Source organism: Mycobacterium sp., from assembly GCF_035314665.1.
Taxonomy (GTDB): domain Bacteria; phylum Actinomycetota; class Actinomycetes; order Mycobacteriales; family Mycobacteriaceae; genus Mycobacterium.
The window spans coordinates 1-23,698 of sequence record NZ_DATFZD010000022.1 but is presented as its reverse complement, the minus strand read 5'-3'; the positions used below and the strand labels follow the sequence as shown (position 1 = coordinate 23,698).

General features: G+C 64.8%; 23 protein-coding genes and 1 tRNA gene. 16 read left to right on the top strand and 8 right to left on the bottom strand.

Going from position 1 to position 23,698, the window contains the following annotated elements; all coding sequences use genetic code 11:
* The first annotated feature begins 30 nt into the window (after nucleotides 1–30).
* A complete protein-coding gene (locus tag VKI00_RS01610; protein WP_324434784.1) occupies nucleotides 31–1,791 on the top strand; it encodes an N-acyl-D-amino-acid deacylase family protein in 1,761 nt (586 codons plus the stop codon).
* Nucleotides 1,792–2,035: 244 nt separating this feature from the next.
* On the opposite strand, the gene VKI00_RS01605 is transcribed toward VKI00_RS01610, so the two are convergent.
* Nucleotides 2,036–2,611, bottom strand: a complete 576-nt coding sequence (locus VKI00_RS01605) for a TetR/AcrR family transcriptional regulator (RefSeq protein WP_324434782.1) — start codon at nucleotides 2,609–2,611, stop codon at nucleotides 2,036–2,038.
* Nucleotides 2,612–2,704: 93 nt separating this feature from the next.
* Between VKI00_RS01605 and VKI00_RS01600 the strand changes: the two genes are divergently transcribed.
* A complete protein-coding gene (locus VKI00_RS01600; protein WP_324434781.1) occupies nucleotides 2,705–3,553 on the top strand; it encodes an oxidoreductase in 849 nt (282 codons plus the stop codon).
* Here the strand turns inward: VKI00_RS01600 and VKI00_RS01595 are convergent.
* Together VKI00_RS01595 and VKI00_RS01590 are read right to left on the bottom strand one after the other, a co-directional pair.
* Nucleotides 3,532–4,971, bottom strand: a complete 1,440-nt coding sequence (locus VKI00_RS01595; protein WP_324434780.1) for a protein adenylyltransferase SelO — start codon at nucleotides 4,969–4,971, stop codon at nucleotides 3,532–3,534. The two genes, VKI00_RS01600 and VKI00_RS01595, sit on opposite strands and share 22 nt — an antisense overlap.
* 26 nt (nucleotides 4,972–4,997) lie before the next feature.
* The gene (locus VKI00_RS01590; protein WP_324434778.1) at nucleotides 4,998–5,564 is read right to left on the bottom strand and encodes a hemerythrin domain-containing protein; all 567 of its coding nucleotides are present in this window, start codon (nucleotides 5,562–5,564) and stop codon (nucleotides 4,998–5,000) included.
* A 125-nt stretch (nucleotides 5,565–5,689) separates the two neighbouring features.
* Between VKI00_RS01590 and VKI00_RS01585 the strand changes: the two genes are divergently transcribed.
* The 7 genes from VKI00_RS01585 to VKI00_RS01555 all read left to right on the top strand — a co-directional run bounded on the left by VKI00_RS01585 (nucleotide 5,690) and on the right by VKI00_RS01555 (nucleotide 12,290).
* Entirely contained in the window at nucleotides 5,690–6,961 is a 1,272-nt protein-coding gene (locus VKI00_RS01585; protein ID WP_324434776.1) for a sulfotransferase, read from the top strand.
* A gap of 14 nt (nucleotides 6,962–6,975) precedes the next feature.
* Nucleotides 6,976–8,214, top strand: a complete 1,239-nt coding sequence (locus tag VKI00_RS01580) for an MBL fold metallo-hydrolase (RefSeq protein WP_324434774.1) — start codon at nucleotides 6,976–6,978, stop codon at nucleotides 8,212–8,214.
* The gene (locus tag VKI00_RS01575; protein WP_324434773.1) at nucleotides 8,211–8,960 is read left to right on the top strand and encodes an SDR family oxidoreductase; all 750 of its coding nucleotides are present in this window, start codon (nucleotides 8,211–8,213) and stop codon (nucleotides 8,958–8,960) included. Before VKI00_RS01580 ends, VKI00_RS01575 begins: the two co-directional genes overlap by 4 nt.
* A 17-nt stretch (nucleotides 8,961–8,977) precedes the next feature.
* Complete coding sequence (locus VKI00_RS01570; protein ID WP_324434772.1) at nucleotides 8,978–9,451, top strand: VOC family protein; 474 nt, start codon at nucleotides 8,978–8,980, stop codon at nucleotides 9,449–9,451.
* Between the two features lie 20 nt (nucleotides 9,452–9,471).
* On the top strand, nucleotides 9,472–10,428 hold the full coding sequence (locus VKI00_RS01565; RefSeq protein WP_324434771.1) for an LLM class flavin-dependent oxidoreductase: 957 nt from the start codon (nucleotides 9,472–9,474) through the stop codon (nucleotides 10,426–10,428).
* A gap of 18 nt (nucleotides 10,429–10,446) precedes the next feature.
* Nucleotides 10,447–10,797, top strand: a complete 351-nt coding sequence (locus tag VKI00_RS01560) for a DUF488 domain-containing protein (RefSeq protein ID WP_324434769.1) — start codon at nucleotides 10,447–10,449, stop codon at nucleotides 10,795–10,797.
* Between the two features lie 242 nt (nucleotides 10,798–11,039).
* Complete coding sequence (locus tag VKI00_RS01555) at nucleotides 11,040–12,290, top strand: sulfite oxidase (protein WP_324434767.1); 1,251 nt, start codon at nucleotides 11,040–11,042, stop codon at nucleotides 12,288–12,290.
* 7 nt (nucleotides 12,291–12,297) lie between these two features.
* On the opposite strand, the gene crcB (VKI00_RS01550) is transcribed toward VKI00_RS01555, so the two are convergent.
* Both crcB (VKI00_RS01550) and crcB (VKI00_RS01545) read right to left on the bottom strand, forming a co-directional pair.
* Nucleotides 12,298–12,657 carry a fluoride efflux transporter CrcB gene (gene crcB / locus VKI00_RS01550; protein WP_324434766.1) on the bottom strand — a complete coding sequence of 120 codons (360 nt, stop codon included), beginning with the start codon at nucleotides 12,655–12,657 and terminating at the stop codon, nucleotides 12,298–12,300.
* Nucleotides 12,654–13,049: a fluoride efflux transporter CrcB gene (crcB, locus tag VKI00_RS01545; RefSeq protein ID WP_324434764.1), complete on the bottom strand. Its 396-nt coding sequence runs from the start codon at nucleotides 13,047–13,049 to the stop codon at nucleotides 12,654–12,656. Before crcB (VKI00_RS01545) ends, crcB (VKI00_RS01550) begins: the two co-directional genes overlap by 4 nt.
* 101 nt (nucleotides 13,050–13,150) lie before the next feature.
* On the opposite strand from crcB (VKI00_RS01545), the gene pgm reads away from it, so the two are divergent.
* From pgm to VKI00_RS01525, 4 genes are all read left to right on the top strand, one after another.
* The gene (pgm, locus tag VKI00_RS01540) at nucleotides 13,151–14,782 is read left to right on the top strand and encodes a phosphoglucomutase (alpha-D-glucose-1,6-bisphosphate-dependent) (RefSeq protein ID WP_324434763.1); all 1,632 of its coding nucleotides are present in this window, start codon (nucleotides 13,151–13,153) and stop codon (nucleotides 14,780–14,782) included.
* On the top strand, nucleotides 14,779–16,047 hold the full coding sequence (locus tag VKI00_RS01535; RefSeq protein WP_324434761.1) for an MFS transporter: 1,269 nt from the start codon (nucleotides 14,779–14,781) through the stop codon (nucleotides 16,045–16,047). The genes pgm and VKI00_RS01535 overlap by 4 nt, the downstream gene beginning before the upstream one ends.
* 71 nt (nucleotides 16,048–16,118) lie before the next feature.
* The gene (locus VKI00_RS01530) at nucleotides 16,119–17,369 is read left to right on the top strand and encodes an FAD-dependent oxidoreductase (protein WP_324434760.1); all 1,251 of its coding nucleotides are present in this window, start codon (nucleotides 16,119–16,121) and stop codon (nucleotides 17,367–17,369) included.
* 77 nt (nucleotides 17,370–17,446) lie between these two features.
* Nucleotides 17,447–17,519, top strand: a tRNA-Ala gene (locus VKI00_RS01525).
* Between the two features lie 112 nt (nucleotides 17,520–17,631).
* Here the strand turns inward: VKI00_RS01525 and VKI00_RS01520 are convergent.
* Nucleotides 17,632–18,999, bottom strand: coding sequence for a carotenoid oxygenase family protein (locus VKI00_RS01520; protein WP_324434759.1), 1,368 nt, complete (start codon nucleotides 18,997–18,999; stop codon nucleotides 17,632–17,634).
* A gap of 115 nt (nucleotides 19,000–19,114) precedes the next feature.
* Here VKI00_RS01520 and VKI00_RS01515 point away from each other — a divergent pair, with 115 nt between their 5' ends.
* The 3 genes from VKI00_RS01515 (at nucleotide 19,115) to VKI00_RS33655 (ending at nucleotide 20,845) form a co-directional block, all read left to right on the top strand.
* Nucleotides 19,115–19,681 (top strand): PadR family transcriptional regulator, encoded by a 567-nt coding sequence (locus VKI00_RS01515; protein ID WP_324434757.1) that lies wholly within the window; start codon nucleotides 19,115–19,117, stop codon nucleotides 19,679–19,681.
* A 79-nt stretch (nucleotides 19,682–19,760) separates the two neighbouring features.
* On the top strand, nucleotides 19,761–20,168 hold the full coding sequence (locus tag VKI00_RS01510) for a PPOX class F420-dependent oxidoreductase (RefSeq protein WP_324434756.1): 408 nt from the start codon (nucleotides 19,761–19,763) through the stop codon (nucleotides 20,166–20,168).
* 296 nt (nucleotides 20,169–20,464) lie between these two features.
* Nucleotides 20,465–20,845 carry an alcohol dehydrogenase catalytic domain-containing protein gene (locus tag VKI00_RS33655; protein WP_414687095.1) on the top strand — a complete coding sequence of 127 codons (381 nt, stop codon included), beginning with the start codon at nucleotides 20,465–20,467 and terminating at the stop codon, nucleotides 20,843–20,845.
* Nucleotides 20,846–21,681: 836 nt separating this feature from the next.
* Here the strand turns inward: VKI00_RS33655 and VKI00_RS01500 are convergent.
* Together VKI00_RS01500 and VKI00_RS01495 are read right to left on the bottom strand one after the other, a co-directional pair.
* On the bottom strand, nucleotides 21,682–22,593 hold the full coding sequence (locus VKI00_RS01500; protein WP_324434753.1) for an NAD(P)-dependent oxidoreductase: 912 nt from the start codon (nucleotides 22,591–22,593) through the stop codon (nucleotides 21,682–21,684).
* A gap of 75 nt (nucleotides 22,594–22,668) precedes the next feature.
* Nucleotides 22,669–23,698 (bottom strand): cytochrome P450 (locus tag VKI00_RS01495; RefSeq protein ID WP_324434751.1); only part of this gene is annotated, 1,030 nt, incomplete at its 5' end.

Below are 23,698 nucleotides of genomic sequence, written 5' to 3'. Positions count from 1 at the left end.
CGGCGAGCGGGGCAGACCAAGGGAGTAATCGTGTTCGACCTCAAAATCACCGGCGGCACCGTTGTGGACGGAATGGGTGCGGACCGATACGACGCCGATGTTGCCGTCAAAGACGGCCGAATCGTCGAGGTTCATCGTCGCGGGCCCGGAAGCACGCCATTGGAAGGCGAGGCCGCCGAAACCATCGACGCAACCGGAAAGATCGTCGCGCCCGGATTCGTCGACATCCACACCCACTACGACGGCCAGGTCAGCTGGGACGACAAGCTGGAGCCGTCCAGCAGTCACGGCGTGACCACTGTCGTCATGGGTAACTGCGGGGTCGGGTTCGCGCCGGTGCGGCCGGGCACAGAGGACTGGCTGATCGGCCTGATGGAAGGTGTTGAGGACATTCCCGGCAGCGCACTCACCGAGGGCATCTCCTGGGGCTGGGAGAGCTACCCGGAATATCTCGATGCGGTCGGAAGAAAGGACTTCGCCGTCGACGTGGGCAGCCAGATAGCGCACGGTGCGGTCCGCGCCTACGCGATGGGTGAGCGCGGCGCCCGCAACGAGCCCGCCTCACCTGACGACATCGCGGCGATGGCGCGCCTCGTGCAGGAGGCCATCGAGGCCGGGGCCCTGGGCTTCTCGACCTCGCGGACCATCGGTCACCGCGCCATCGACGGCGAGCCGGTGCCCGGAACCTATGCCGCTGAGGACGAGCTGTTCGGACTCGGCCGGGCCATGGCGGCCGGCGGCCAAGCCGTCTTCGAGCTGGCCCCGCAAGGCGTCGCGGGTGAGGACATCATCGCGCCCAAAAAGGAACTGGATTGGATGCAACGGCTCGGCGCTGAGATCGATCGGCCGATCTCGTTCGGCATGATCCAGGTGGACGCCGCGCCGGAGCTGTGGCGCGAACAGATGGACATCTCGGCCGCCGCTCATGAAGCGGGCAGTCGGTTGTATCCCCAGATCGCGGCGCGACCGTTCGGCATGCTGTTCGGCTTCCCCGGGCATCACGCGTTCACCCACCGCCCGACCTTCCGTCGGCTGAAAGCCGAATGCGGTCGCGAGGAGTTGGCGCAGCGTCTGGCCGATCCGGCCGTCAAGACGGCGATCCTCTCCGAGGACGACCTGCCACCGGACCCGAACCTGTTGTTCGACAACATGTTTGCCCTCGCGCAATATTCGCTGGGCCGGCTCTACGCGCTGGGCGATCCCCCTGACTACGAGCCGACCGACGAGCGCACCGTGGAGAAAATCGCCGCCGAGCGAGGTGAGGACCCATTGGCCACGCTCTACGACCTGATGCTGGAATCCGACGCAACGTCGATGCTGATGCTGCCCTTCTACAACTACTCGCACGGCAACCACGACGCGATCCGGGAAATGCTCACCCATCCCGCGGGCGTGGTCGGTCTATCCGACGGCGGCGCGCACTGCAGCATGATCTGCGACGCGTCGTATCCCACCTTCCTGCTTACCCACTGGGCGCGCGATCGTCACCGCGGCGAGAAGCTGCCGCTGGAATACGTCGTCCGCAAACAGTCGCACGACACCGCGCAGCTGTTCGGGCTCTCCGATCGCGGCGTCATCGAGATCGGAAAGCGCGCCGACGTCAACGTGGTTGACATGGATGCGCTCACGCTGCACGCCCCTCGGATGGCCTACGACTTGCCGGCCGGTGGCAACCGACTCGTGCAGGGTGCCTCGGGCTACGCCGCGACGATCGTCAACGGCGTCGTCACCCGCCGCGACAACGTCGACACCGGCGCGCGCCCCGGCCGGTTGGTGCGTGGGGCACGCTAGGCGTTGCCGACGTCGTGCCGCTCGGCGTGTGTCTCACCCGCAACCATCACATCAGCCACAGGAGTCTCGCCGGGTTTGGGGTGTTCGTTGTGCCCGCCTAAGCGACAAATTCATTGCGTGTCTTGGGTTGTCGCTCGGAGGCGGGCAAACTGTGTGTTGGCTCCACCCAGAAATTCGTGGGGCAGATGTGGCAGCGGCTGCCAGGTACGCCGCGGAACGAGCGCCCTAGCCGTCGGTTCGAGGATCAGCGGGTGAGCGCTTGATCGATCAGCGTCTCGGCTGCCGCGCGAGCCGGCGCCCACGGCGAGGAGTCGTCGAGCGACGTGGTCAGTGCGGCGGCACCTTCATAGAGCACGCCGAGCTCGTTGCCCAGGAGTTGCGGGTCGGCGGCGCCCGCCTCTTTGGCGAGCTCGGTCAGTCTCCCGATGAAGGCGCGCTTGTTTGCGCTAACGATTTCTTGAATTCCCGGCATGCCTCCGGCTGCCTCGACGGCCGCGTTGTGGAAGGGGCAGCCGCGTAGCGGTCCGCCGCGGGCGGTGGGCGCTTCGAAGACGGCCAGAAGTCGCTCGCGCGGCGTTTGATCAGCGCCCTGCAGGGGATTGGCGACGCCTTGTTCGATGCTGCGCAGATACTCCTCGACCACCGCCGTTTTGCTCGGAAAATGTTGGTAGAGAGTGCGTTTAGAAACCGACGACTTGGCTGCGAGTCGCTCGACGCCGGTGGCGTTGATGCCCTCGAGGTAAAACAACTCCGCCGCAGCATCCAGGATGCGCTGGCGTGCGCCACGGCCGCCCCTGCTCGACACCTGCTGCTTGCTCATGACAGGAGTATACCGACCGGTTTACATCGGGCGTCAAGTGGTGTAGCGTGGCGGCCGAATGGAAGTACACCAATCGGTTTACTAGGAGTGGACATGACGAAACGGTCGCCCGTGGTGTTGGTTACCGGGGCTTCTTCGGGAATAGGTCACGCGGTCGCGGCCGCCTTCGCCGCAAAGGGCTTCGAAGTCTTCGGTACCAGCCGCAATCCGCGAAACACCGAGCCGATTGCCGGCGTGGAGCTCGTGCAGCTGGACGTCACCGATCCCGAATCGGTGGCTGCGGCGGTGTCGACAGTTGTCCAGCGGGCCGGTCGGATCGACATTCTGGTCAACAATGCCGGATTCGGCGTCCTCGGCGCCGCGGAGGAGAGTTCGACCGCCCAGGCTCAGCAGCTCTTCGACACCAACTTCTTCGGGCTGGTGCGGGTGACCCGCGAGGTGCTGCCGTATCTGCGGGCGCAGCGCAGCGGTCGGATCATCAACATCGGCTCGGTGTTGGGATTTTTGCCGGCGCCCTACGGCGCGTTGTATTCGGCGTCCAAGCACGCGGTCGAAGGCTATTCGGAATCCCTCGACCATGAAACTCGCGAATTCGGTGTGCGGGTCTCGGTCGTCGAACCCGGCTACACCAATACCGCGTTTGAGGCGAGCGCGACTGACGCCGATTCGCCGATCGATAGCTATGCGCCTGTGCGCGAGCACGTCAAGAACATTCTGGCCAAGTCGGTACGCGCTGGGGATGACCCCGCCGTCGTCGCACGAGTCGTGCTCAAGGCAGCCACCGACCGCACTCCGAAGCTGCGGTACCCGGCCGGACCCCTGGCACGGCGGTTGTCCCTGCTGAAGAAGTACGCTCCGGCTGGCTTGCTGGACAGCGGAATTCGCACAGCGAACAAGCTGGGCTCAGCGCCGAAATCGCATCAGGTGCCGCAGAAGGTTTGATAGGGGCCGAAGTCTTCGGGGGCCGGTTCCGCATAGCGCTCGAGGCCCGGTCGTTCGCTATAAGGCTTTGTCACGGCGGCGAGGAGCTGCTCCAGCGGATCAATGTCGCCCGCCGTCGCGGCGGTCAGGGCTTCCTCGACGAGATGGTTGCGCGGAATGTAGATCGGGTTGGCGCTATCCATCGACGCGGCGTCCGGACCCAGCGCTCGCCAGCGTGAGATCCAGTCGTCGAAGCCAGCCGGCCCGGTCTCGCCGCCGGCCGCCTCGTTGAGTTGGCGGAAAAACGAGGTGTAATCCACCCGGCTCTCTTTCAGCAGAGGCAGCAACTCGTCGACTAGCGAAGTGACGACCGCGAGGTCGACGTCGGCGGGCAGGCCGAGTTTGGCTCGCATCCCCGACGTCCAGACCGTGTCGTACTCGGCGCGGAATGCCGCGAACGAGCTTTCCGCGAGGGCAATGCCCTCTTCGGCGTTGTCGGAGAGCAGCGGAAGAAGCGCCTCGGCGAAGCGGGCGAGGTTCCACCCGGCGATGACGGGCTGATTGCCATAGGCGTAGCGCCCCCAGTGATCGATCGAACTGAAGACCGTGTCGGGGTCGTAGACCTCCATGAAGGCGCAGGGCCCGTAGTCGATGGTTTCGCCGGAGATTGTCATGTTGTCGGTGTTCATCACCCCGTGGATGAAGCCGATCAGCATCCATCGGGCCACCAGCGACGCCTGGACCCTGGCCACGGCTTCGAACAGCGCGAGGTAAGGGTGATCGGCGTCCGCAGCCTCGGGATGGTGACGTGTGATCGCGTGGTCGGCCAGCCGTCGTAACAGATCCAAATTGGTTGTGGCGGCGGCGTATTGGAAGCTCCCGACCCGCAGGTGGCTGCTGGCGACGCGGGTGAGCACGGCGCCGGGCAGCTGCGTCTCGCGGTGCACCGGCCGTCCGGTGGCGACTACGGCCAACGACCGCGTCGTCGGGACGCCCAGCGCGTGCATCGCCTCGCCGATGACGTATTCGCGCAGCATCGGTCCCACCGCGGCGAGGCCGTCACCGCCGCGGGCGAACGGCGTGGCGCCCGAACCCTTCAGGTGAATGTCGCGAATGCGGCCGTCGGCGCCGACGAGCTCGCCCAGCAGCAGTGCCCGCCCGTCGCCCAACCGCGGCACGTAGCCGCCGAACTGATGCCCGGCGTAGGCCTGCGCTACCGGAGCGGCGCCGCCGGGAACCAGGTTGCCCACCAAGAAGCGCAGTCCGTCGGGACTGCTCAACCAGGCCGGGTCGAGGCCAAGCTCGGCGGCCAGCGGCTCGTTGAGCGCCAGCAGCCGCAGGTCTGGAAAGGTCTCGGCGTGCCAGCGGACAGCCATCTCCGGCAAGTCGCGCAAGAAGCGGTCTTGCAGAGCAACGGTCGTATCCGGGGCGACGCTCACGTCACCCACACTACGGAGACGCTGCTTTAGCCGAGGGCATGTCCAATCAAATCGCGGGCGCGGTCGAGCATCGACGCGAACGGTCCGACGGCAAAATTCAACATCGCCGATTCCACGCCGGCATGCGGACGGGTTGGCGCGATGGCCTCAGCCGCCCGTACTGCTGTTGTCAGCCGCTTGAGCTCGTCGGCGTCGAGTCCCTGTTGCAACTTAGGGAATTCGTAGCTCTCCTCATGCTGGGCGTGGTCCAGCACCGCATCCCGCAGCTTTGTGAGCTCATCGATGAACTGCTGTGAGGTGATATCGATCTTCTCGATCCTCGACAACAGTTCCTTTGCGTCATGCTCCTCTTCGAGCCGAGCATCGACGACCGAGTCGAAGGCGTCTAACTCGCGGCGCACCCGAGGATGTACCACCATTTCCTCGGCCGTCTCGTGCACCGCCAACAGTTGCCGCAATTGCACGAATGGCTTCTCGCGAGCTTGCGGGTCCGATGCGAGTAGGACTTGGTCGAACATGTCCTCGATGAGGTTGTGCTGTGCCTTGAGAAACGCGATCACTTCGTCGGGCGATTGAATAATCATGTCGGCCATTTCCGTACCTCCAGTACCGGGAAAAGCTGATTAATGCGGGCGATGGGATGCGCACCCGCTTTTTAATCGGCATACCCCGACACGATGCGGCTAAACGCCGCGCCACTGGGCGCTAGTCTGCTGGCGTGGGCTCCGCGGTCGGCGACGTAGACGACATCGACTTCGACGACCTGACGTCGCCCCGGCTGACCGACGTGCAGCGTCAGATTCTGGAGTTCACCGAGGCCAGACACGTCGAATTCGACATCGACCAGATGCTCGCCGAAGCCATCGACCAGGCCTCGGTGGGCGACGACCTGGACGATAGCGACGGCTTCCGGGACCGCCTGACCGCGCACGTGGCCGCGATCGAAGGCGACCATGGTCTGACTCAGCTCACCCGTTCCTCGCTGCGGCAACGAGTGGTTCGCCTGCTGCGCAACCGGCTCTCGCTAGCCGACCTCATCACGCGGTATCCCGAGATCGAGTCGATCGAAATCGAGAAACCGTTCATCGTCGTCGGAATGCCGCGATCCGGCACCACTCATCTGGTAAATCTCATCGCCGCCGATCCACGTCGGCGCGCGCTGCCGTATTGGGAGAGCCAGGATCCGATCCCGGCGCTCGGTCAGGGCCCAGACATCTTCGGTGTCGACCCCCGCTACGCGCGAGCCAAGTCCGAACACGACGCGCTGATGGCGAGCGCTCCGGTGGTGGCCGCCATGCACGACCGGTTCCCCGAGGCGATCGAGGAGGAAGTCGAACTCCTCGACATGGATCTGGCCGGCTACGTTCTGGAATGGCATGCCCGCGTGCCGGATTGGCGAGACTTCTACCTGGGCCTCGACCAGAATCGGCACTACGCCTACTTGAAGAAAGTCTTGCAGGCGTTGACATTCCTGCGGGGCCCACAGACCTGGGTGCTGAAAAGTCCGCAGCACTGTGAGCAGCTCGGCCCGCTGATGGCCACCTTTCCCGACGCGACGGTGGCCTTCACACACCGCGATCCCGTCGCAGTGATCCAGTCGGCGATCACGATGATGGCCTACTCGGATCGCCTGCGCCGGACCAGCATCGAACCGGACTGGCTGCTGGACTACTGGAGTGACCGGGTGCACCGGCTGCTCAGCGCGTGCGTGCGCGACCGCGACCTGGTGCCGCCCGAACGCAGCATCGACATCAGCTTCCACCACCTCGACGGCAACGAAATGCCGTTGCTCGACGAGCTTTACCGCCGTGGCGGAGTCGAATTGACACCGAAGGTGCGCGCGGGCTTCCAGCGTTACCTGGACGGCAATCCGCGCGGCAAGCACGGCCGTGTCCGCTACGACCTGCAACGCCACTTCGGTATCTCGCCCGACGAACTCCGGGCCCGGTTCGACTTCTATTTCGACCGGTTCGACGTCCGCCCCGAATGAAGGAGTCAACAGCGATGTTCGAACCGGTCTATCGCAGCCGGCCGGGTGCCGACGCTATGCGCCCGGCCTCCGCCGAAAAGGCCAAGCAGATCGCCCCGGGGCTGTGGTGCTCGCCTGGTCTATCGAATTCCTACCTGCTGACCACCGGAGACGGCCGGGTGATCGTCAACACCGGCATGGGTTTCGAAGGCCCGGTGCACCGCGCCAACTTCGACGCTGTCGACTCCTCACCGGTGCGCTACATCATCTTCACCCAGGGCCACGTCGACCATGTCGGCGGTTTGGACAGCGTGCGGGACCCGGATACAACGGTTGTCGCACACGCGAACTGGACGTTATGGCGAGACGACAACGAACGCCTCATCCCGTACCGGGCCAGCCGCAGTGCGTTCGCCTTCAAGGACACGTTGGCAACCGGCATCCAGGCCATCCAGCGGCGTCTCGGCACCAAGCGTCTGCCGGCTCAGAGCATTCCGGCCGTCGACCTCGATTTCGAAGACACCCTCACGCTCGAGGTCGGCGGACGGCGCATGGAGTTGATCTCCGTACCCGGCGGCGAGACCAACGACTCGCTGGTGATATGGCTTCCCGGAGAGCGGATTTGCCTGTGCGGGAATACCTTCGGCCCGCTGTTCGGGCACATTCCCAACCTGGTCACCATGCGCGGCGACCGGTACCGCGACGCACTGGCCGCGATCGCGTCGGTGGAACGGGTTCGCGACCTGCATCCCGAACTGCTGGTGACCGGCCACTTCGAACCGATCTCGGGCGCCGAGCGTATCAACGCCGAGCTGACCCGGCTGCGCAACGCCATCCAGTACCTTCACGACCAGACCGTCGCCGGAATGAACGCCGGCAAAGATGTCGCAACCCTGATGCGGGAGATCACCTTGCCCGCGGAATACGAAGTGGGCCAAGGCTATGGGAAGGTCGCCTGGGATGTGCGGGCGATTTGGGAGAACTACTCGGGCTGGTTCCATCACCGGTCGACGACCGAGCTGTATCCGGTGGGTTTCGACGCCGTCAGCGCCGACGTGGTCGAACTGGCCGGTGCCGACGCGTTGGTGGATCGCGCGCGCGAACATCTGGACGCCGACCGGCCGCTGCACGCCATCCATCTCGCTGAGCTGTCACCCGCAAACCATTCGGGGGCGCGCGCGGTGCTGCGAGAGGCCCACGAAAAGCTCTTGGCCGACACCACCAACTTCTGGGAAAGGGCCTGGCTCACCGAACAAATAGCGAGAAACACATGACAGCGCAAGTCAGCTTCGACTTCACCGGCACCGAAGCGCTGATCACGGGTGGCACCAGCGGGATCGGCTACGCGACCGCCGTGCTGTTTCGCGACGCCGGTGCAGAGGTCACCATCACCGGAACCAAGGCGGCCGCAACCGACTACGACGTCGATCTGTCCGGGATGGCCTATCGCCAGTTACGGATGACCGACCACGACTCGGTGGATGCGTTGGCGGAGAACTTCGGCCGGCTCGACGTTCTGGTCAACAACGCCGGCGCGAATTTCCCAGACGGCCTTGATGAATCAAAGCCGGACGGGTTCGAGGCGTCGGTCGCGTTGAACCTGACCGGTCCGTACCGGTTGACCGTCGGGCTCTACCGCGCGCTGAGGGCGTCGACCGCCACGGGAGGCGCGAGTGTGGTCAACCTGGCGTCGATGTCAGCGCTGCGGGCCGTCCCGCTGGTGCCCGGATACGGCGCGGCGAAAGCCGGGGTCATCGACGTCACCAGGAATCTCGCCGTCAAGTGGGCCGGCAAGGGAATCCGGGTGAACGCCGTCGCGCCCGGCACGATCGACACGCCGATGACCGCGCCGATGCACATCGCCAAGGAACTCGTCGAGTCCGAACTGGCTCACATCCCGTTGCGGCGCTTCGGATCCGTCGAGGAGATTGCACCCACGGTGGCTTTTCTGTGCACCGAGCAAAGCAGGTACACCAGCGGCGCGGTGTTCGTCGTCGACGGCGCATCGGACTGCGTCTGAAATCGCAAAGGAGCACGATGGCATTCGCACTACGACCCGAGGACCTCTACCACACCGGCATCGTGGTGCCCGATCTCGATGCCGCGATAGCCCGCCTCAGCGCACTGGCCGGCTACCGCTGGATCACCCCGCTGACATACACGCTGCCGTTCCGCACCGCGAACGGGACCCGCGAACTCACCTCCACGTTCGTCTACTCGCTGCAAAGTCCACACGTGGAGTTGATCCAGCAGGTGCCCGACAGCCCGTGGACCGCGGCTCCGGGCAACTCCATTCATCACCTCGGGTACTTCACCGACGACCTTGCCGAGACCGCCCGGATGCTGGAAGCCAACGGCTTCACGTTCGAAGCCACCGCCGCCACATCTCCGCCGGATCTGGCACTATTCGCCTACTACATCGACGCGTCCGGCACCCGCATCGAGATCGTCGACCGCGCACTGTTTCCCGACTTTCCCGCCTTCCTACAATCGGCGGCGCCGCCGGCTTAGAGCCTGACCGGAGGTCGGACATGTTATTGACGGTGCTGCGGTTCAACTTCGCCTCGCCGCAAGGAAACCCGCGCACACAGAGCGAACTGCTCCGTGCCGCACTCGAACTCGCGCAATGGGGCGAGTCGCGGGGGATCACCACGATCAGCGTCGACGAGCATCACGCGACCGGGCACGGGTGGAGCTGCAATCCGATCATGGCGGCGGGGATGTTCCTGGCGCGAACCTCGACGCTGATCGCCAGCGTGGACTGCGCGCTCGGGCCGTTGTGGAATCCGGTCCGGCTGGCCGAAGACATCGCGCTGGTCGACAACATGAGCCGCGGCCGACTGCACACCACGATTGGCTTGGGTTACCGCACCATCGAATATGACACGCTGGGAGTCGATTTCAGCCAGCGCGGCAAGCTGATGGACAGCCTGATCGAGCGGATGCTGTCCGTCTGGTCGGCAACAGGTTCGTGGACACGGCCGCATCCACCGCTGTACGTCGGGGGAGGCGCGCGCGTCACCGCGCAGCGGGCGGCGCGTTTTCGTCTTCCCCTCAGCCTGGCCGACCATGTGCCCGATGTCGCCGCATACTATCGCCAGCTGTGTGCCGATGTCGGGATATCGCCGCTGGTCATCATGCCCGGGCCGGTCAACCGCGGAATGATCTACTTGCACGAAGATCCGGACCGGGCCTGGGCCGAGCTTGGTGAGCACGTCCTTTGGGAGGCAGTCACTTACGGCGGATGGTCGAAAGACCAACGCTCGCTCATGCACCTGCCCGGGGTTCAGACGCTGGAGGAGGTGCGGGCGTCGGGACGGTACCGCTTCCTGACCCCCGACCAGCTCATCGCCGAGGTCCGCTCGGAAGCCAGGGCCACCGACTACGGACCGGTTGTGCTGCACCCACTGGTCGGCGGTATGCCCGTCGACGAGGCGTGGAAGTCGGTCCAGTTGCTCGTCGACAAGGTCGTGCCCGCGCTCACCTGACGGCGCTACCCTGGCCGGATGGGCGTCAAGCGCAATATCCGCGTGGCCCGAGTTTATGACGACCCGGGCCCCGACGACGGGCGGCGCGTGCTGGTGGACCGGTTGTGGCCGCGAGGATTCCGCAAAGACGATCCGCGGGTGGGCACTTGGTTGAAAGAGGTTGCGCCGTCCCAAGAACTGCGCGTCTGGTACAGCCACCAGCCGGAGCGATTCGACGACTTCGCCGCGCGATACCGCGAGGAGTTGCAGGGCAGCCAGGCGCTCGACGAACTGCGCAGGCTGACCAAGAGCGGCGTCGTGACGCTGGTGACCGCCACCCGCCACGTGGAAGGCAGTCACGCCGCGGTGCTGGCAACGCTGCTCGGCTAGCAACCAATGTTTTGATCTGCGTTCAGATTCTGGCTAGAAACTCGGCTACGAGCAATTTGCGCTTGAGGTTCCGCGAATGATTGTCGCCAGCGACGAATCTTCCGCTTGTACGGTCTCGCGCCTTTTCGCAGCGTGAATCGCGCCCACCGATTTATGGTTTGCGCTATGGATAACGGCGGCAATCGCGTCAATAGTCGAACCTAGTTAAGCCGCAGGCGATTGCAACGAGCTCAGGAGAAGCCATGAGCGAGGAAACAAGCTACCCGTCCGCCAACGCCAAGCGTTTCGACTTGCACGTCGACCTCGACGCCGACGTGCCTCCGTACCGCGACTTTGCGCACACTGACCGGCTGGACAATTTCACAGTGATGGAGGTTGCCGGCAAGAGCCGCTGTCACGGCATGCAACTCGAGGGCATGGCCTATCCAATTACCCCGATTGGGATGCATTACCTTCTGATCCACTACGACATCCCGATGCTCGACGAGTCGACCTATCGGCTCAACGTCGACGGTCTGGTGAAAAACGCGCTCGCGTTGGACATGGACAACATCCGCAGTCGGCCGAAGGTCACCATCCCGGCCACGATGGAATGTTGCGGCAACGGACGCGCGAGCCAGCGGTGGCGTCTGTGGGCGCACGTGCCGTGGAACCACGACGCGATCGGGACCGCGGAGTGGACGGGCACGCCGCTGAGCGGGGTGCTGGAGGAGGCCGGAATCGAAGATGGCGCGGTGGAGATCCTGTTCACCGGGCTGGATACGGGCATCCAGGGTCCGCCAAATGGGGCGGAAGTGCAGCACTTTCAGCGCAGCCTGACCGTCGAGTACGCGATGGACCCCGCCAACGACGTCCTGCTGTGCTACGAGATCAATGGATTGCCGTTGCCGCCGCAGCACGGTTTCCCGCTTCGGCTACTGGTCCCCGGCTGGCTGGGGATGGCCAACGTCAAATGGCTCGGCTCGATTGAAGCGATCGACTGGCGGCTCACCAAGAACCAGATGAAGTGGTACAGCTACGCGTCAAGTGACAACGACCCCAACCGAATTCCTGCCACCTTCCAACAGGTCCGCGCGATGATGATCCCACCCGGAATCCCCGACTTCCTCTGCCGTATCCGCCACCTGGAGGAGACGGATGCCGTCGAGTTGCGCGGCCGCGCCTGGGCCGGCGGGCTCCGCATCACCGAAGTCGAAGTCAGCCTCGACGGCGGTGATACTTGGTCGTTCGCCAAGCTCGACAACGCCGCAGTCGGCAAATGGGCCTGGGTCGGCTGGTCGTTCACTTGGGAAAACGTCATTCCCGGCCAGTACACGCTGCGGTGTCGCGCCAAGGACGAGCGGGGCAACATGTCGAAACCCGACGACTACGTGCACGACTACTACGCGATGGACAACACCAAGCCGCAGTGCGTCGACGTCAACGTGTATCCGAAGGGCACTTTGACGGTGGGCAACCAGATCGAGTGCCCGATCCAGTTCCCCTCGCTCTGAGGCAGGTTCAGAGTCGACCCGCGACCCACTGCCCGAGCAGCGCGGCGGCAATGCCCAACACCATGCTTGCGACAAGATTGGCGACCGCGCCACGGACCTGACGCTCCTCGCCGAGCCGCTGGGTTTCCAACATCCAGGTGGAGAACGTGGTGTAGGAACCGACGAAGGCCGTGTCGGCGACCAATGCGGCGTGCCGGCTCAACGCCAGGCCGCCGAGCAGGCCGAGCAGTGCGGCGCCGCTGATGTTGACCGCCAGCGTCCCGAACGGAAACGACCGCGCCGCCCGTCGGGCCACCGCGCCGTCAACGAGAAACCGCAGCACCGCACCGAATCCGCCGGCGACCAGCACGCCGACCCAGGCGATCATCGCACCGGCACCCGTCGCACCATCGCGGTGGCAAGGTACACCGCCAGTAACCCCACCGCGATGCTGGCGACGGTGTATCCGGCGGCCAGGCCGTAGCAGTGATGTTCGATCATCTTCAGCGTTTCGACCTGCATGGTCGAGAACGTTGTCAAGCCGCCGCACAACCCGGTTCCGAGCAGCGGCCGGCGGTAGCTCGACAACGGCAACCGCTCGAGCAACCGCGTCGTGAAGTAGCCCACCAGGAAGGCGCCGACGATGTTCACCGTGAACGTCGGCCAGGGCCAGCGCGTTGGATCGGTGACCACCAGGCTGCTCAGGCCGGTACGCGCCAGGGTGCCCAGCGCGCCACCGACGAAGACGGCGGCCAACTCGCGGTAGTCGGGGGCTGCCACTGGTTTGATTCCTTTCGTTTGCCGCTGCGCTACGCAGCGTATGGCGGAACTCCAGACTTACGCAGCCCAGAGGGAGGCGAGCGCAGGCAGAATTAGCAGCCATGGTGGCCAACCCCCGTGCCGGTCAGCCGGCCCAGCCCGAAGACCTTGTCGATCTGCCTCATCTCATCACCGCCTACTACACGATCGAACCGGATCCCGAGGACGTCGCCCAACAGGTGGCGTTCGGTACCTCGGGGCACCGCGGCTCGGCGCTCAACGGCGCTTTCAACGAGGCGCACATCCTGGCGATCACTCAAGCCATCGTCGAGTACCGCGCCGCGCACGGCACCACCGGGCCGCTGTTCATCGGCCGCGACACGCACGGGCTGTCGGAGCCGGCCTGGGTCTCGGCGCTGGAGGTGCTGGCCGCCAACGACGTCGTCGCCATGATCGACTCGGCCGACCGGTACACGCCGACTCCGGCGGTCAGCCTCGCCATCTTGACCTACAACCGCGGCCGCACCGACGCGTTGGCCGACGGGATCGTGGTGACGCCGTCGCACAACCCGCCCTATGACGGCGGCTTCAAGTACAACCCGCCCAACGGCGGCCCGGCCGAAACCGACGCGACGAACGCAATCGCCAAGCGTGCCAACGAGATTCTGCGAAAGGGCGAGGCGGTGAAGCGGGTGCCGCTGGCCCGCGCGCTGCAGACTGCCGAGCGGCATGACTACATGGACGCCTACGTCGACGACCTGCCGAACATCGTCGATGTCGACGTGATCCGCAAGGCCGGAATCCGGATCGGCGCCGACCCGCTCGGTGGGGCCAGCGTCGACTACTGGGCCGCAATCGCCGAGCGGCACAACCTCGAGCTGACCGTGGTCAATCCGCTGGTCGACGCGACGTGGCGGTTCATGACGCTTGACCACGACGGCAAAATCCGGATGGACTGCAGCTCCCCGGACGCGATGGCGTCGCTCATCGCCAACCGGGACCGCTACCAGATCGCCACCGGCAACGACGCGGACTCCGACCGCCACGGCATCGTCACGCCCGATGCGGGGCTGATGAATCCGAACCACTATCTGGCGGTGGCCATCGACTACCTGTACACGCACCGGCCGTCGTGGCCGGACGGCATCGCCGTCGGCAAGACCGCGGTCAGTTCGTCGATCATCGACCGGGTGGTCGCCGGCATCGGCCGCAAGCTCATCGAGGTGCCGGTCGGGTTCAAGTGGTTCGTCGACGGCCTGATCGGCGGCACCATCGGCTTCGGCGGCGAGGAATCGGCGGGGGCGTCGTTCCTGCGGCGCGACGGCTCGGTGTGGACGACCGACAAGGACGGCATCATCCTGGCGTTGCTAGCCGCCGAGATTCTGGCCGTCACCGGTGTCTCGCCGTCGCAGCGCTATGCGGAGCTGACCGCGAAATACGGCGCCCCGACCTATGCGCGGATCGACGCGCCCGCCGGCCGCGAGCAGAAGGCCCGGCTGTCCAAGCTGTCCGCCGACGAAGTCAGCGCCACCGAGCTGGCCGGAGAGCAGATCACCGCGAAGCTGACCCGGGCGCCGGGCAACGACGCGCCGCTGGGCGGGCTGAAGATAACGACGGCCGACGCCTGGTTCGCCGCACGCCCGTCGGGCACCGAAGACGTCTACAAGATCTATGCCGAGTCGTTCCGCGGCCCGGAGCATTTAGCCGAGGTTCAGCAGGCAGCCCAGGAGGTTGTGGATAAAGTCATCGGGTGACCCTCGCCACTCGACGCGCCCGCTTCGGCGGGTGGAGTCGCAAATCGACGAGGCTGCCGCGCGAAGCCTGGGTGCTGATCGCGGCGAACGCGGTGGCCGCGCTTGGCTACGGTGTGGTGTCGCCGGTGTTGCCGGCCTTCGCCCGGACGTTCGGGGTGAGCCTGGGCGCGGTGACGTTCTCGATCACGATTTTCTCGGTGATGCGGCTCTTCTCCGCCCCGCCCACGGGGTTGCTGGTGCAGCGGCTGGGGGAGCGGTGGGTCTACGTGGCCGGGCTGCTGATCGTTTCGGTCTCCACCGCGGTATGCGCGTTCGCTCAAACCTATTGGCAGCTACTGGTTTACCGGGCGATCGGCGGCATCGGGTCGACGATGTTCTTCATCTCCGCGTTGGGTCTGATGATCCGGATCAGCCCGGCCGACGCGCGCGGGCGGGTCGCGGGGCTGTTCGTGACCTCGTTTCTGATCGGGTCGGTCGCCGGGCCACTGGTGGGCAGTCTCACCGCGGGTTTGGGGCTCAAAGCACCGTTTCTGATCTACGGGGTGTTGGTGCTGATCACCGCGATCGTGGTGTCCTACAGCTTGCGCCGCTCGACGCTGGGCGCGCCGGCCGAGCACGCCGAGCCGGCGGTGACGGTGCGTGCCGCGCTTCGGCACCGCGCGTACCGCGCGTCGCTGGCATCGAACTTCGCGACAGGCTGGGCGGTGTTCGGATTGCGAATGGCCGTGGTGCCGCTCTTCGTCTCGGACGTGTTGGGCCGCGGGCCCAGGATGACGGGTCTGGTGCTGGGCATGTTCGCGCTCGGCAACCTGCTCGTGGTGTGGCCCAGCGGCTATCTGTCCGACCGGATCGGCCGGCGCAGCCTGGTGATCGGCGGGCTGCTCACCTCCGCGGTGTCGACCATCTGGTTGGGCGCGTCGTCGTCAGTGCCCGTCTTCCTGGTTGCGGCGTGCGTGGCGGGCGCGACCTCGGGCGTTTTCGCCTCGCCGCAGCAGGCGGCGATCGCCGACATCCTCGGCAGTACTGCACGCACGGGCACCGCGGTGTCGACGTTTCAGATGATGGTTGATCTGGGCGCCATCGTCGGTTCGTTGTCGGTGGCTCAGATCGCCGAGCACCTGAGCTACGCATGGGGATTTGGGATCAGCGGGGTCGTGCTGCTAGCCGCCGGGGTGGGTTGGGTGTTTGCACCGGAAACGCGGGTAGCGGGTCACACGCCGCCGCCGAGTGAATGGGAGACCGGGACCGCGTCGGAACTGGCCTGAGCAGCGTCGACCGCACTGCGCGCGGATCCGCGCCACCATGGACAGCGACGGCGACGCCCGGGAGGTTGTTGATGGTTGGCATTAGTCGGATCCGACCGCGATCAGCGATCGTGGTGGGTGCCGGCATCGTCGGATTGTCGACGGCGTGGTTTCTGCAAGAGCACGGGGTCTCGGTGACGGTAGTCGACCGCACAGGTGTTGCGGCGGGCGCCTCCTGGGGCAACGCTGGATGGATCGCGCCGGCGCTGAGCATTCCGCTCAACGACCCCCGAACGCTGCGATACGCCCTGCGATCGCTGCCGAATCGCGCTGCACCCGTGCGGATTCCGCCGAGCATCGACCCGGCCTTGTGGAAATTCCTGCTGCGGTTCGCGACGAATTGCCGAGAGTCGTCGTGGAAACGAGCGGTGCGGGCGAACCTGACGCTCAACGACGAGTGCATGGCGGCCTACGACGTGCTGGTGTCCAACGGTGTAGACGCGCCCATCACCGATGCGCCAATCACCGCGCTGTTCCGCACCTCCGCCGACGCCGAACACCTGCTCGAGCAACTGCAACGGCTACGGGACGCCGGGCAGCCCAGCTCCGCCACGCAATTGAGCGGTGCCGAGGTCCGCGAGCTAGTGCCGCTGGCGTCGAGCGCGGTGGCCGTCGGTGTCCACATCAACGGGCAGCGGTTCGTCGATCCCGGAAAGTTCGTGCACGCACTGGCGCGCTCAGTCGTCGAACGGGGTGCGGCAATGGACACCGTGGACGTCGCCGACGTGCGGATCTCCGGCGACGGCGTCGCCGTGCAACCCACTAGTGGTCCTGCGTTGACGGCTCACGTGGCGGTGATCGCGACCGGTGCATGGTTGCCGGGACTGGTAAGACGTTGGGTCCGGGTTCCGGTGCAGGCCGGGCGCGGCTACTCCTTCACGGTGCCAGTGGAGCGGCCGGTTTCCGGGCCGATCTATCTGCCGGACGTGCGGGTAGCGTGCACGCCGTTGAACGGCAAGCTGCGGGTCACCAGCATGATGGAGCTACGTCGTCCCGAGGCGCCTCCGTCCGCCGCCGTCGTCGACGCCATGGTCGATTCGACGAGCCAATTTCTCGACGGGGTTCGCTGGGCCGAGCGCGACGAGATATGGGTGGGCCCGCGCCCATTGAGTCCAGACGGACGTGCGTTGATAGGCCAGCTGGCCGAGAAGCGGATCTTCGTCGCGGGTGGGCACGGCATGTGGGGCATGAAGCAGGGCCCGGCGACCGGTCGGCTGTTGGCCGAGCAGATCACCACCGGCAAGCAGCCGCCAGGGCTGAGCGAATTCGACCCGCTGCGCTAGCGCGATCGCCCGGGCCGCGTGACCTGCGACTTTGAAGGCTGGCAGGCCGTGGTGTAGCTTCGATGGGCACAACATCTGGGGCTATGGCGCAGCTGGTAGCGCACCACACTGGCAGTGTGGGGGTCAGGGGTTCGAGTCCCCTTAGCTCCACAGACAGAAAACCCGCCCTGACCATTGATCGAGGGCGGGTTTCTTGTTCGCGGGCGAGGGGGTCGACCGGGCCGAATGCCTAACTCTGTCCTACCGCTGCACCCCGGCTTGGTCAGTCGGTGATCCAGTTACCGTGGAATCCGTGCGGTACGCGTTGTGGAAGGTGCACGCGGGCAACGGGTTTACCGGTGAAGTTCGATGCGTCGATGATGACCAGGTCGCTGCCGTTACGCACCGGGTCGTACACGTAGGACAGGTACCAGCCGGCGAGCTCGTCGGCCCCGGGCCCGGCCGGGACGAACACCGCCTCGCCGGGTGCGCCCGGCGTGCCGTCATTGTCGAAGAGATGCTCCTCGGCGCTGCCCCGGTCCAGGTCGTAGCGGACCAGGCTGCCGCTGCGTGGCACGGGCGCAACGCCGTCTTGGCTGCCGACGGTGATGGCATACCGGGCAGGCAGTCCGGCGAGGCGATCGTCGATGCGGGGGAACTCAACTCCTTGATCGTCGATTTGGTGCTCGTCGACGCTGCCGCGGTCCAGATCGATGGCCCAGCGCCACATCACGCCCTCGGTCCCGAAGCCCCTGTTGGTATGCCACTTGTCGTTGTCACGCCACAGTTCCGGATACCGGACAGCTTGCAGCACAATCGAATTGCCTCTGTCGTAGGCGTTGGCGACGTGAAAGACGTAGCACGGGTCGATGTCGAACCAGCGGATCGGACCGTAGGGGTCGTCGCGGCGCAGCACGCCGAGCCGGGCACCGTAATTGTCGTCCCACCGGAAGGGGATGTCGCCCTTGCTGTTTCTCGCGATGTCGAGGTTGAACACGATCGGCAGGTCCATGAAGATCACGTGCTTTGCGGTGAGCGCGAAGTCGTGCATCATGGTCAGCGCCTTGACGTCGACGCCGCGGTTGATAGTCAATTGCCCCGACGCGTCGGCGCGGTGGTAGGTGACATGCGGGTCGGTCAGGCTGCCGTAGCCGAAGAAGTGTAATTCGCCGGTGGTGGGGCAGATCTTGGGGTGGGCCGTCATGGAGTTGACCAGCTTGCCGCCAAAGTCGTAGGCACCCACCGTGTCTAACTCGTTGGTGATCTCATAAGGCAGTGCTGCCTCCACCAGTGCCAGTGTTTTGCCGGCGTGCCGGATGACGTGGGTGTTGGCGACGCTTCGATGCAGGTTGCGGCTGCCGTCGGGGTTGTACATGGGGGCGGGCTGGTCGAAGCTCTCGGTGCGTACCCAGCGGTTGCGGTACCAGGCCGCCCGCCCATTCTCCAGGCGCACGCCGTGAATCATGCCGTCGCCGGTGAACCAGTGATCGGTGTCCTGGCGGGGGTTGGGGCCGTTGCGCAGGTACCAGCCGTTGAGCTCGGGCGGGATGGCGCCGTCCACGTGCAGGTCGAAGGCGGTCAATTCGTCGCTGACCGGGGCGTAGCTGCCGGTGCGGAAAAACGGGACGACGGTCTCGGCTGGCTGGGTCATGGTGATCTCCTACTGTGCTTATCGATAACGTTCCTGCTATGACATGTCTATGCTGACATGTCGTTGATGACATGTCAATATAGACCTGTCAATAGAGACCTGTTAGGCTGTCGTGGTGAGTCTGCGACATGCCGCGTTGGGGCTGCTCGCCCAGCGCCCCGCCAGCGGGTATGACCTGCTGAAGAGGTTTCAGGAGTCGATGGCCAATGTTTGGCCGGCCACCCAAAGTCAGCTCTATGGCGAGCTGGGCAAGCTGGCCGACGCCGGGCTGATCAAGGTGTCCGACGTCGGGCCGCGCGGCCGCAAGGAGTACGCCATCACCGATGCCGGCCGCGCGGAGCTGCATCGGTGGATGACCTCGCCGCAGGACGACCCGCCGTTTCGCAGCGCTCAACTTCTGCGGGTGTTCCTGCTTGGCGACCTCACTCCTGCGCAGGCGCGTGAGTATTTGGAGTCGCTGCGCTCCTTCGCAGACGCCGAGCACGCTCGCTATGAGCAGATCCGCGATTCCAAGGACTGGTCGGACGATGACGCCGACTTCTTCGCCCGCGCCGCCTTGGAGAACGGGCTGCAATTCACCCGGATGCAATCCGAGTGGGCGACCCGAGTGATCGACGGGCTCGATCGCCACAAAAAGCGGTTACCGGCGCCGAAATTACCTGCCAATTCGACTGGACTATAAGGCTGCTACGGTTCAACCCCGTGGGGGACGTGTCGATGCCGTTGGGAATGCGAGTCGCCCGACATCTGTTTGTGGGAGGGTGGCTGTGGCTCTTCCTGACGATGTTAAGCAATATGTCGATGACGGTAGGGTCTTCGCGACGCTGGCTACGATCTTGCCCGACGGCCGACCGCATTTGACCGTTGTGTGGGTCAAGCGAGACGGCGACGACCTGCTTGTCTCCACCACAGTGGATCGACAGCAAGGCAAAAATATGATGAGGGACCCGCGGGTCACCCTCGTCATCAGCGCGCCAGATAACCCCTACCTCTACGCAGAGGTCCGCGGCAATGTCAGTTTGACGCCCGATCCCGGCCGGGAACTGCCCGACGAGTTGTCCCGCAAGTACACCGGTCAGGACTATCTGACGTTCTGGCCTGCATCGGTCAACGACGCCGCCCGACTGGTCGCGCGCATCACCCCCGAGAAGATCACGGGTCAACGGTGAAGCGCCGAATTACTCCGAAATTCGCGCGGCCGGTTTGAGATTCGGCAAGGTGGTTCAGCCGATGCGCGCCGTTGGCTATGCAAACTGATGCCGAAGTCGTAAGGGCCGCGTGGCAGTAGCAGGGCCCGTTCGTCGGCGGCTGCAGCTGGCGGTCGGGTTCTAGGGAAGCTTGCCGCCACCGCAATGCCATTGCCGGACACTGGGATTGCTAACAAGGTGTTGGTTACGCCTTCGGGAAGCGCGGAAGATGTGCCGAATCTTGCCCAGCAGGAATATGTCTGGCCCGCTGGAGTGTTGTGGCGCGGGTGCGAGCTGTCGGCCCGACCGAATTCGGTGACCCAGAGGTGCTGCACGTCTTGGACCTGCCGCAACCCGATGCCGGCCCCGGCCAATTGCGCATCCGCGTCGATGCGGCTGCGGTCAATCCAACCGACACGCTTCGGCGCAATGGCGCACGGGCGGCAGAGCTAAAGGACGTGCCGATGCCGCACGTGCCAGGTATGGACGCCGCCAGGGACCGCGAACGCCTCGGCGGTGGGCGTCTGCGGGTCGAGCGTGTGCACCGTCGTCCCGGTGACGACGAGGTCTGTCGGGGTATCCATCGGGAGCCTTCGAGTGATGCGGGGCACCAGCACGGGGGGTGCTGTACGTCCAAAGGGAATCAGTCATACAACTGACTGCAACAGGGACCACCGTAGTCGTCGCTGCGTCGACTCGGGAGGCCGATTGGCAGCAAGGAGGCAGCCGACAAATCAATACGACGGGGCACTCGACACCATTGACGATCACATCGGTGCAGATCAATGACACTGGCTGACCATTCCTGGTACATCGAATCAGCGTTCGGGACGAAGAGGCCATGCGGCCCGCGCGAAACCGAACTTCTTGTTCGCCACCGACAACAAGCTCATGCAAGCTCACATCAAAGCGGACCACCACAACCCCAGCAGCTCCTACGTCGCCCGATAAGCGCTACTTCATTCGGCAGTGTCTGACTTCCCGATCGGCCGGGTGAAGGGCGTCTTCGACGTCACTACGTGATGGCTTCGCCACCCTTGACGCATCCGATCGTCAGCGCGGGAGCGCGGGTATGAAGAAGCGGTGGGAGTGCCGCTGTTTCGCACTGTGAGTTGACGACAACCTTGACGACAACCGTGACGACAGTTGCTATCCCAGCGACGTTCCCTACACGATCCTTTCAGGCCGATCGTGCCTGGTCACTGGGTCTGCCCGCTCCTGGCAGTGTGGGGGTCAGGGGTTCGAGTCCCCTTAGCTCCACCAGGGAAAAACCGCAGGTCAAAGGTGTAAATTTAGGCGACGCAAAGTGCACGTCAAGGCCTGCGTCAGATGCGCCTGTATTTGGCGCTGCCATGGCGTCCTGGAAGCTGGCATACCCGTCGACGATTTGTCAATGGCGGTCAACCTGCTCAGACTGCACCGGCGAGCGGCCTCCGCGCATCGAGAATAATCCCTATTTTGCGCAGAGAATTACGCGTACTTCTCGAGCCCTGGCCTATTTGTCGACTATCCCCAGCCGCTGGAAAGTGTCTCGGACCCCGTCCTTCCAGTGCACCGAGCACTTGCCGATGAGCTGTTCGCGGCGACTGTTATCCGAGGGGAAGGAGTCAAAGCTGATCGGGCCCTCAGCCAGGTTCAAGGTGATGCCTGTCAACTTGGCGACGTACTCGCCCATCTCGCGATCCGATACGGCGTCATCGCCGCCCCAATTTACGACGGTAGCTGGGACGCTAGCGATTTCGAGAAGCTTGTGCGCCTGTAAGGCAATGTCGACGCCGCCGATCGGGGAGCCTAGGTTGTAGTAACCGATAGGTACCGGCCAGGGCTGGCCGGCTTTCATCGTGTGGTACATCATCACGGGCAACCCGCCGTGGCCGGTCCAGCTGTATCCCACATTCATCCGCGCGATCGTTGTCGGAAGTTCGAGCATTCGGGCGGCCGCGCGGACGGACCCCTCGGAAGTCAGCTTGATCACCGGGTACACCTCTGCATAACTGGCCAGGCCACCTAGCGGGTCAGTCTCGGCATACAAGTGATTGGGATGATCGTCGTGCCGTTTGTACACGCACGTGCTGGAAACATGCAGAAATGCGTTGGCTTTCCTGCAATGCTGCATGAGCAGAGCGGTTGCTTCAGCGTTGTTGGTGATTGACGCGTCGTAGTCCGGACTCACATGAAGCGCCGAATGCACGACGTGTGTGAAGTCGTCAGGCAGCGCCGACATATCGCCGGAGTCCATATCCCACGCCACCGTCTTCACGCCTATTGCCTCGAGTTGCGCTTTGCGCGTCGGATCGGAGAATCTCGCGGCGCACCACACCTCGTTGGTCTCCGCGAAGTTCTCCGCGATGGGACCAGCGATCTGACCGGTCGCGCCGGTCACTAGGACTTTTCGACCCTCAAGCATGGCTTCTCCCTCTTTGACAGACATGAGCGCGTCGCGTCTCTTGGTAGTGCCGTAGCGATCCGATTTTGTCGGACATCAGCCGAACTCCAGGGGCAAGCTTGTCGGCCCACTCATGCCGAGTAGCGGCTTCCATGGCGCCGGCCCGGTGCAACGGGGGTTTGGCAGGCGCTGGGCCAAGATCTTGAGCGCTTCGGCGAGTTCACGCCGCGCCAGATTGGCACCAAGGCAGTAGTGCACGCCTCCACCAAACGTCAAGATGGGTGGTGGGTCGTCGCGGGTGATGTCGAAGCGCGTCGGATCGTCGTAGACGGCGAAATCACGGTTCGCCGCGTAAGTGTTCACCAAGATGAATGTGCCTGCGGGGAACGTGTAGTCGACGATCGCGACGTCGTCGGTGACGCTTCGCACCGTGCTGCACATCGACGGTGAATGTCGCATGGTTTCCTCGACAGCGCGCATTGCCAGTTCGGGCTGGTCGCGCAGCAGCGCTAGCTGCTCGGGGTGATCGCAAAGCACCTGCATGGATGCGGCTAGTTGGCTGCGCGTGGTGTCGGTGCCGGCCACCAAAATGCTGAACGCCAACATGCGCAACTCGCCGGCGTTGAGGCGGTCACCCGCGTCCTCGATGCCGATCAGTTCAGACAGCAGATCTTCGGTCAGGTGTCGACGCCTACGCGCGACCATGTCGTCGATGTAGTCGTCGAACTCACCCCACGCCTTCAGGACAAAGGGCTCCTCCTCGGAGAGATCGCAGTCGAAGCTCACGATCTTAAAGATGTCCTCGGCCCACCGCGAGAACTGTTGCCAGTCCTCACGAGGTGCACCGAGCAACGCGCAGATGACCGGGATGGGATATGGCCGTGCGACGTCCGCGACGAATTCGCAGCGGCCCGAGTCCGCGACGCGATCGATGAGCTCGTTGACGACGGTGTGGATCGTGTCGTCCATGCCCGCCGTCGCCCGCGGCGTGAAAGCTTTGGACACGAGGCTCCGCAGTCGACGGTGTTCGTCGCCTTCCATGTTCAAGATGCTGCGGGTGACTCTGTCCCACAGCGGTCCCGACGTGACCCCGTGCGCCGAGAGATGAATCCCCGGAGGGATGACA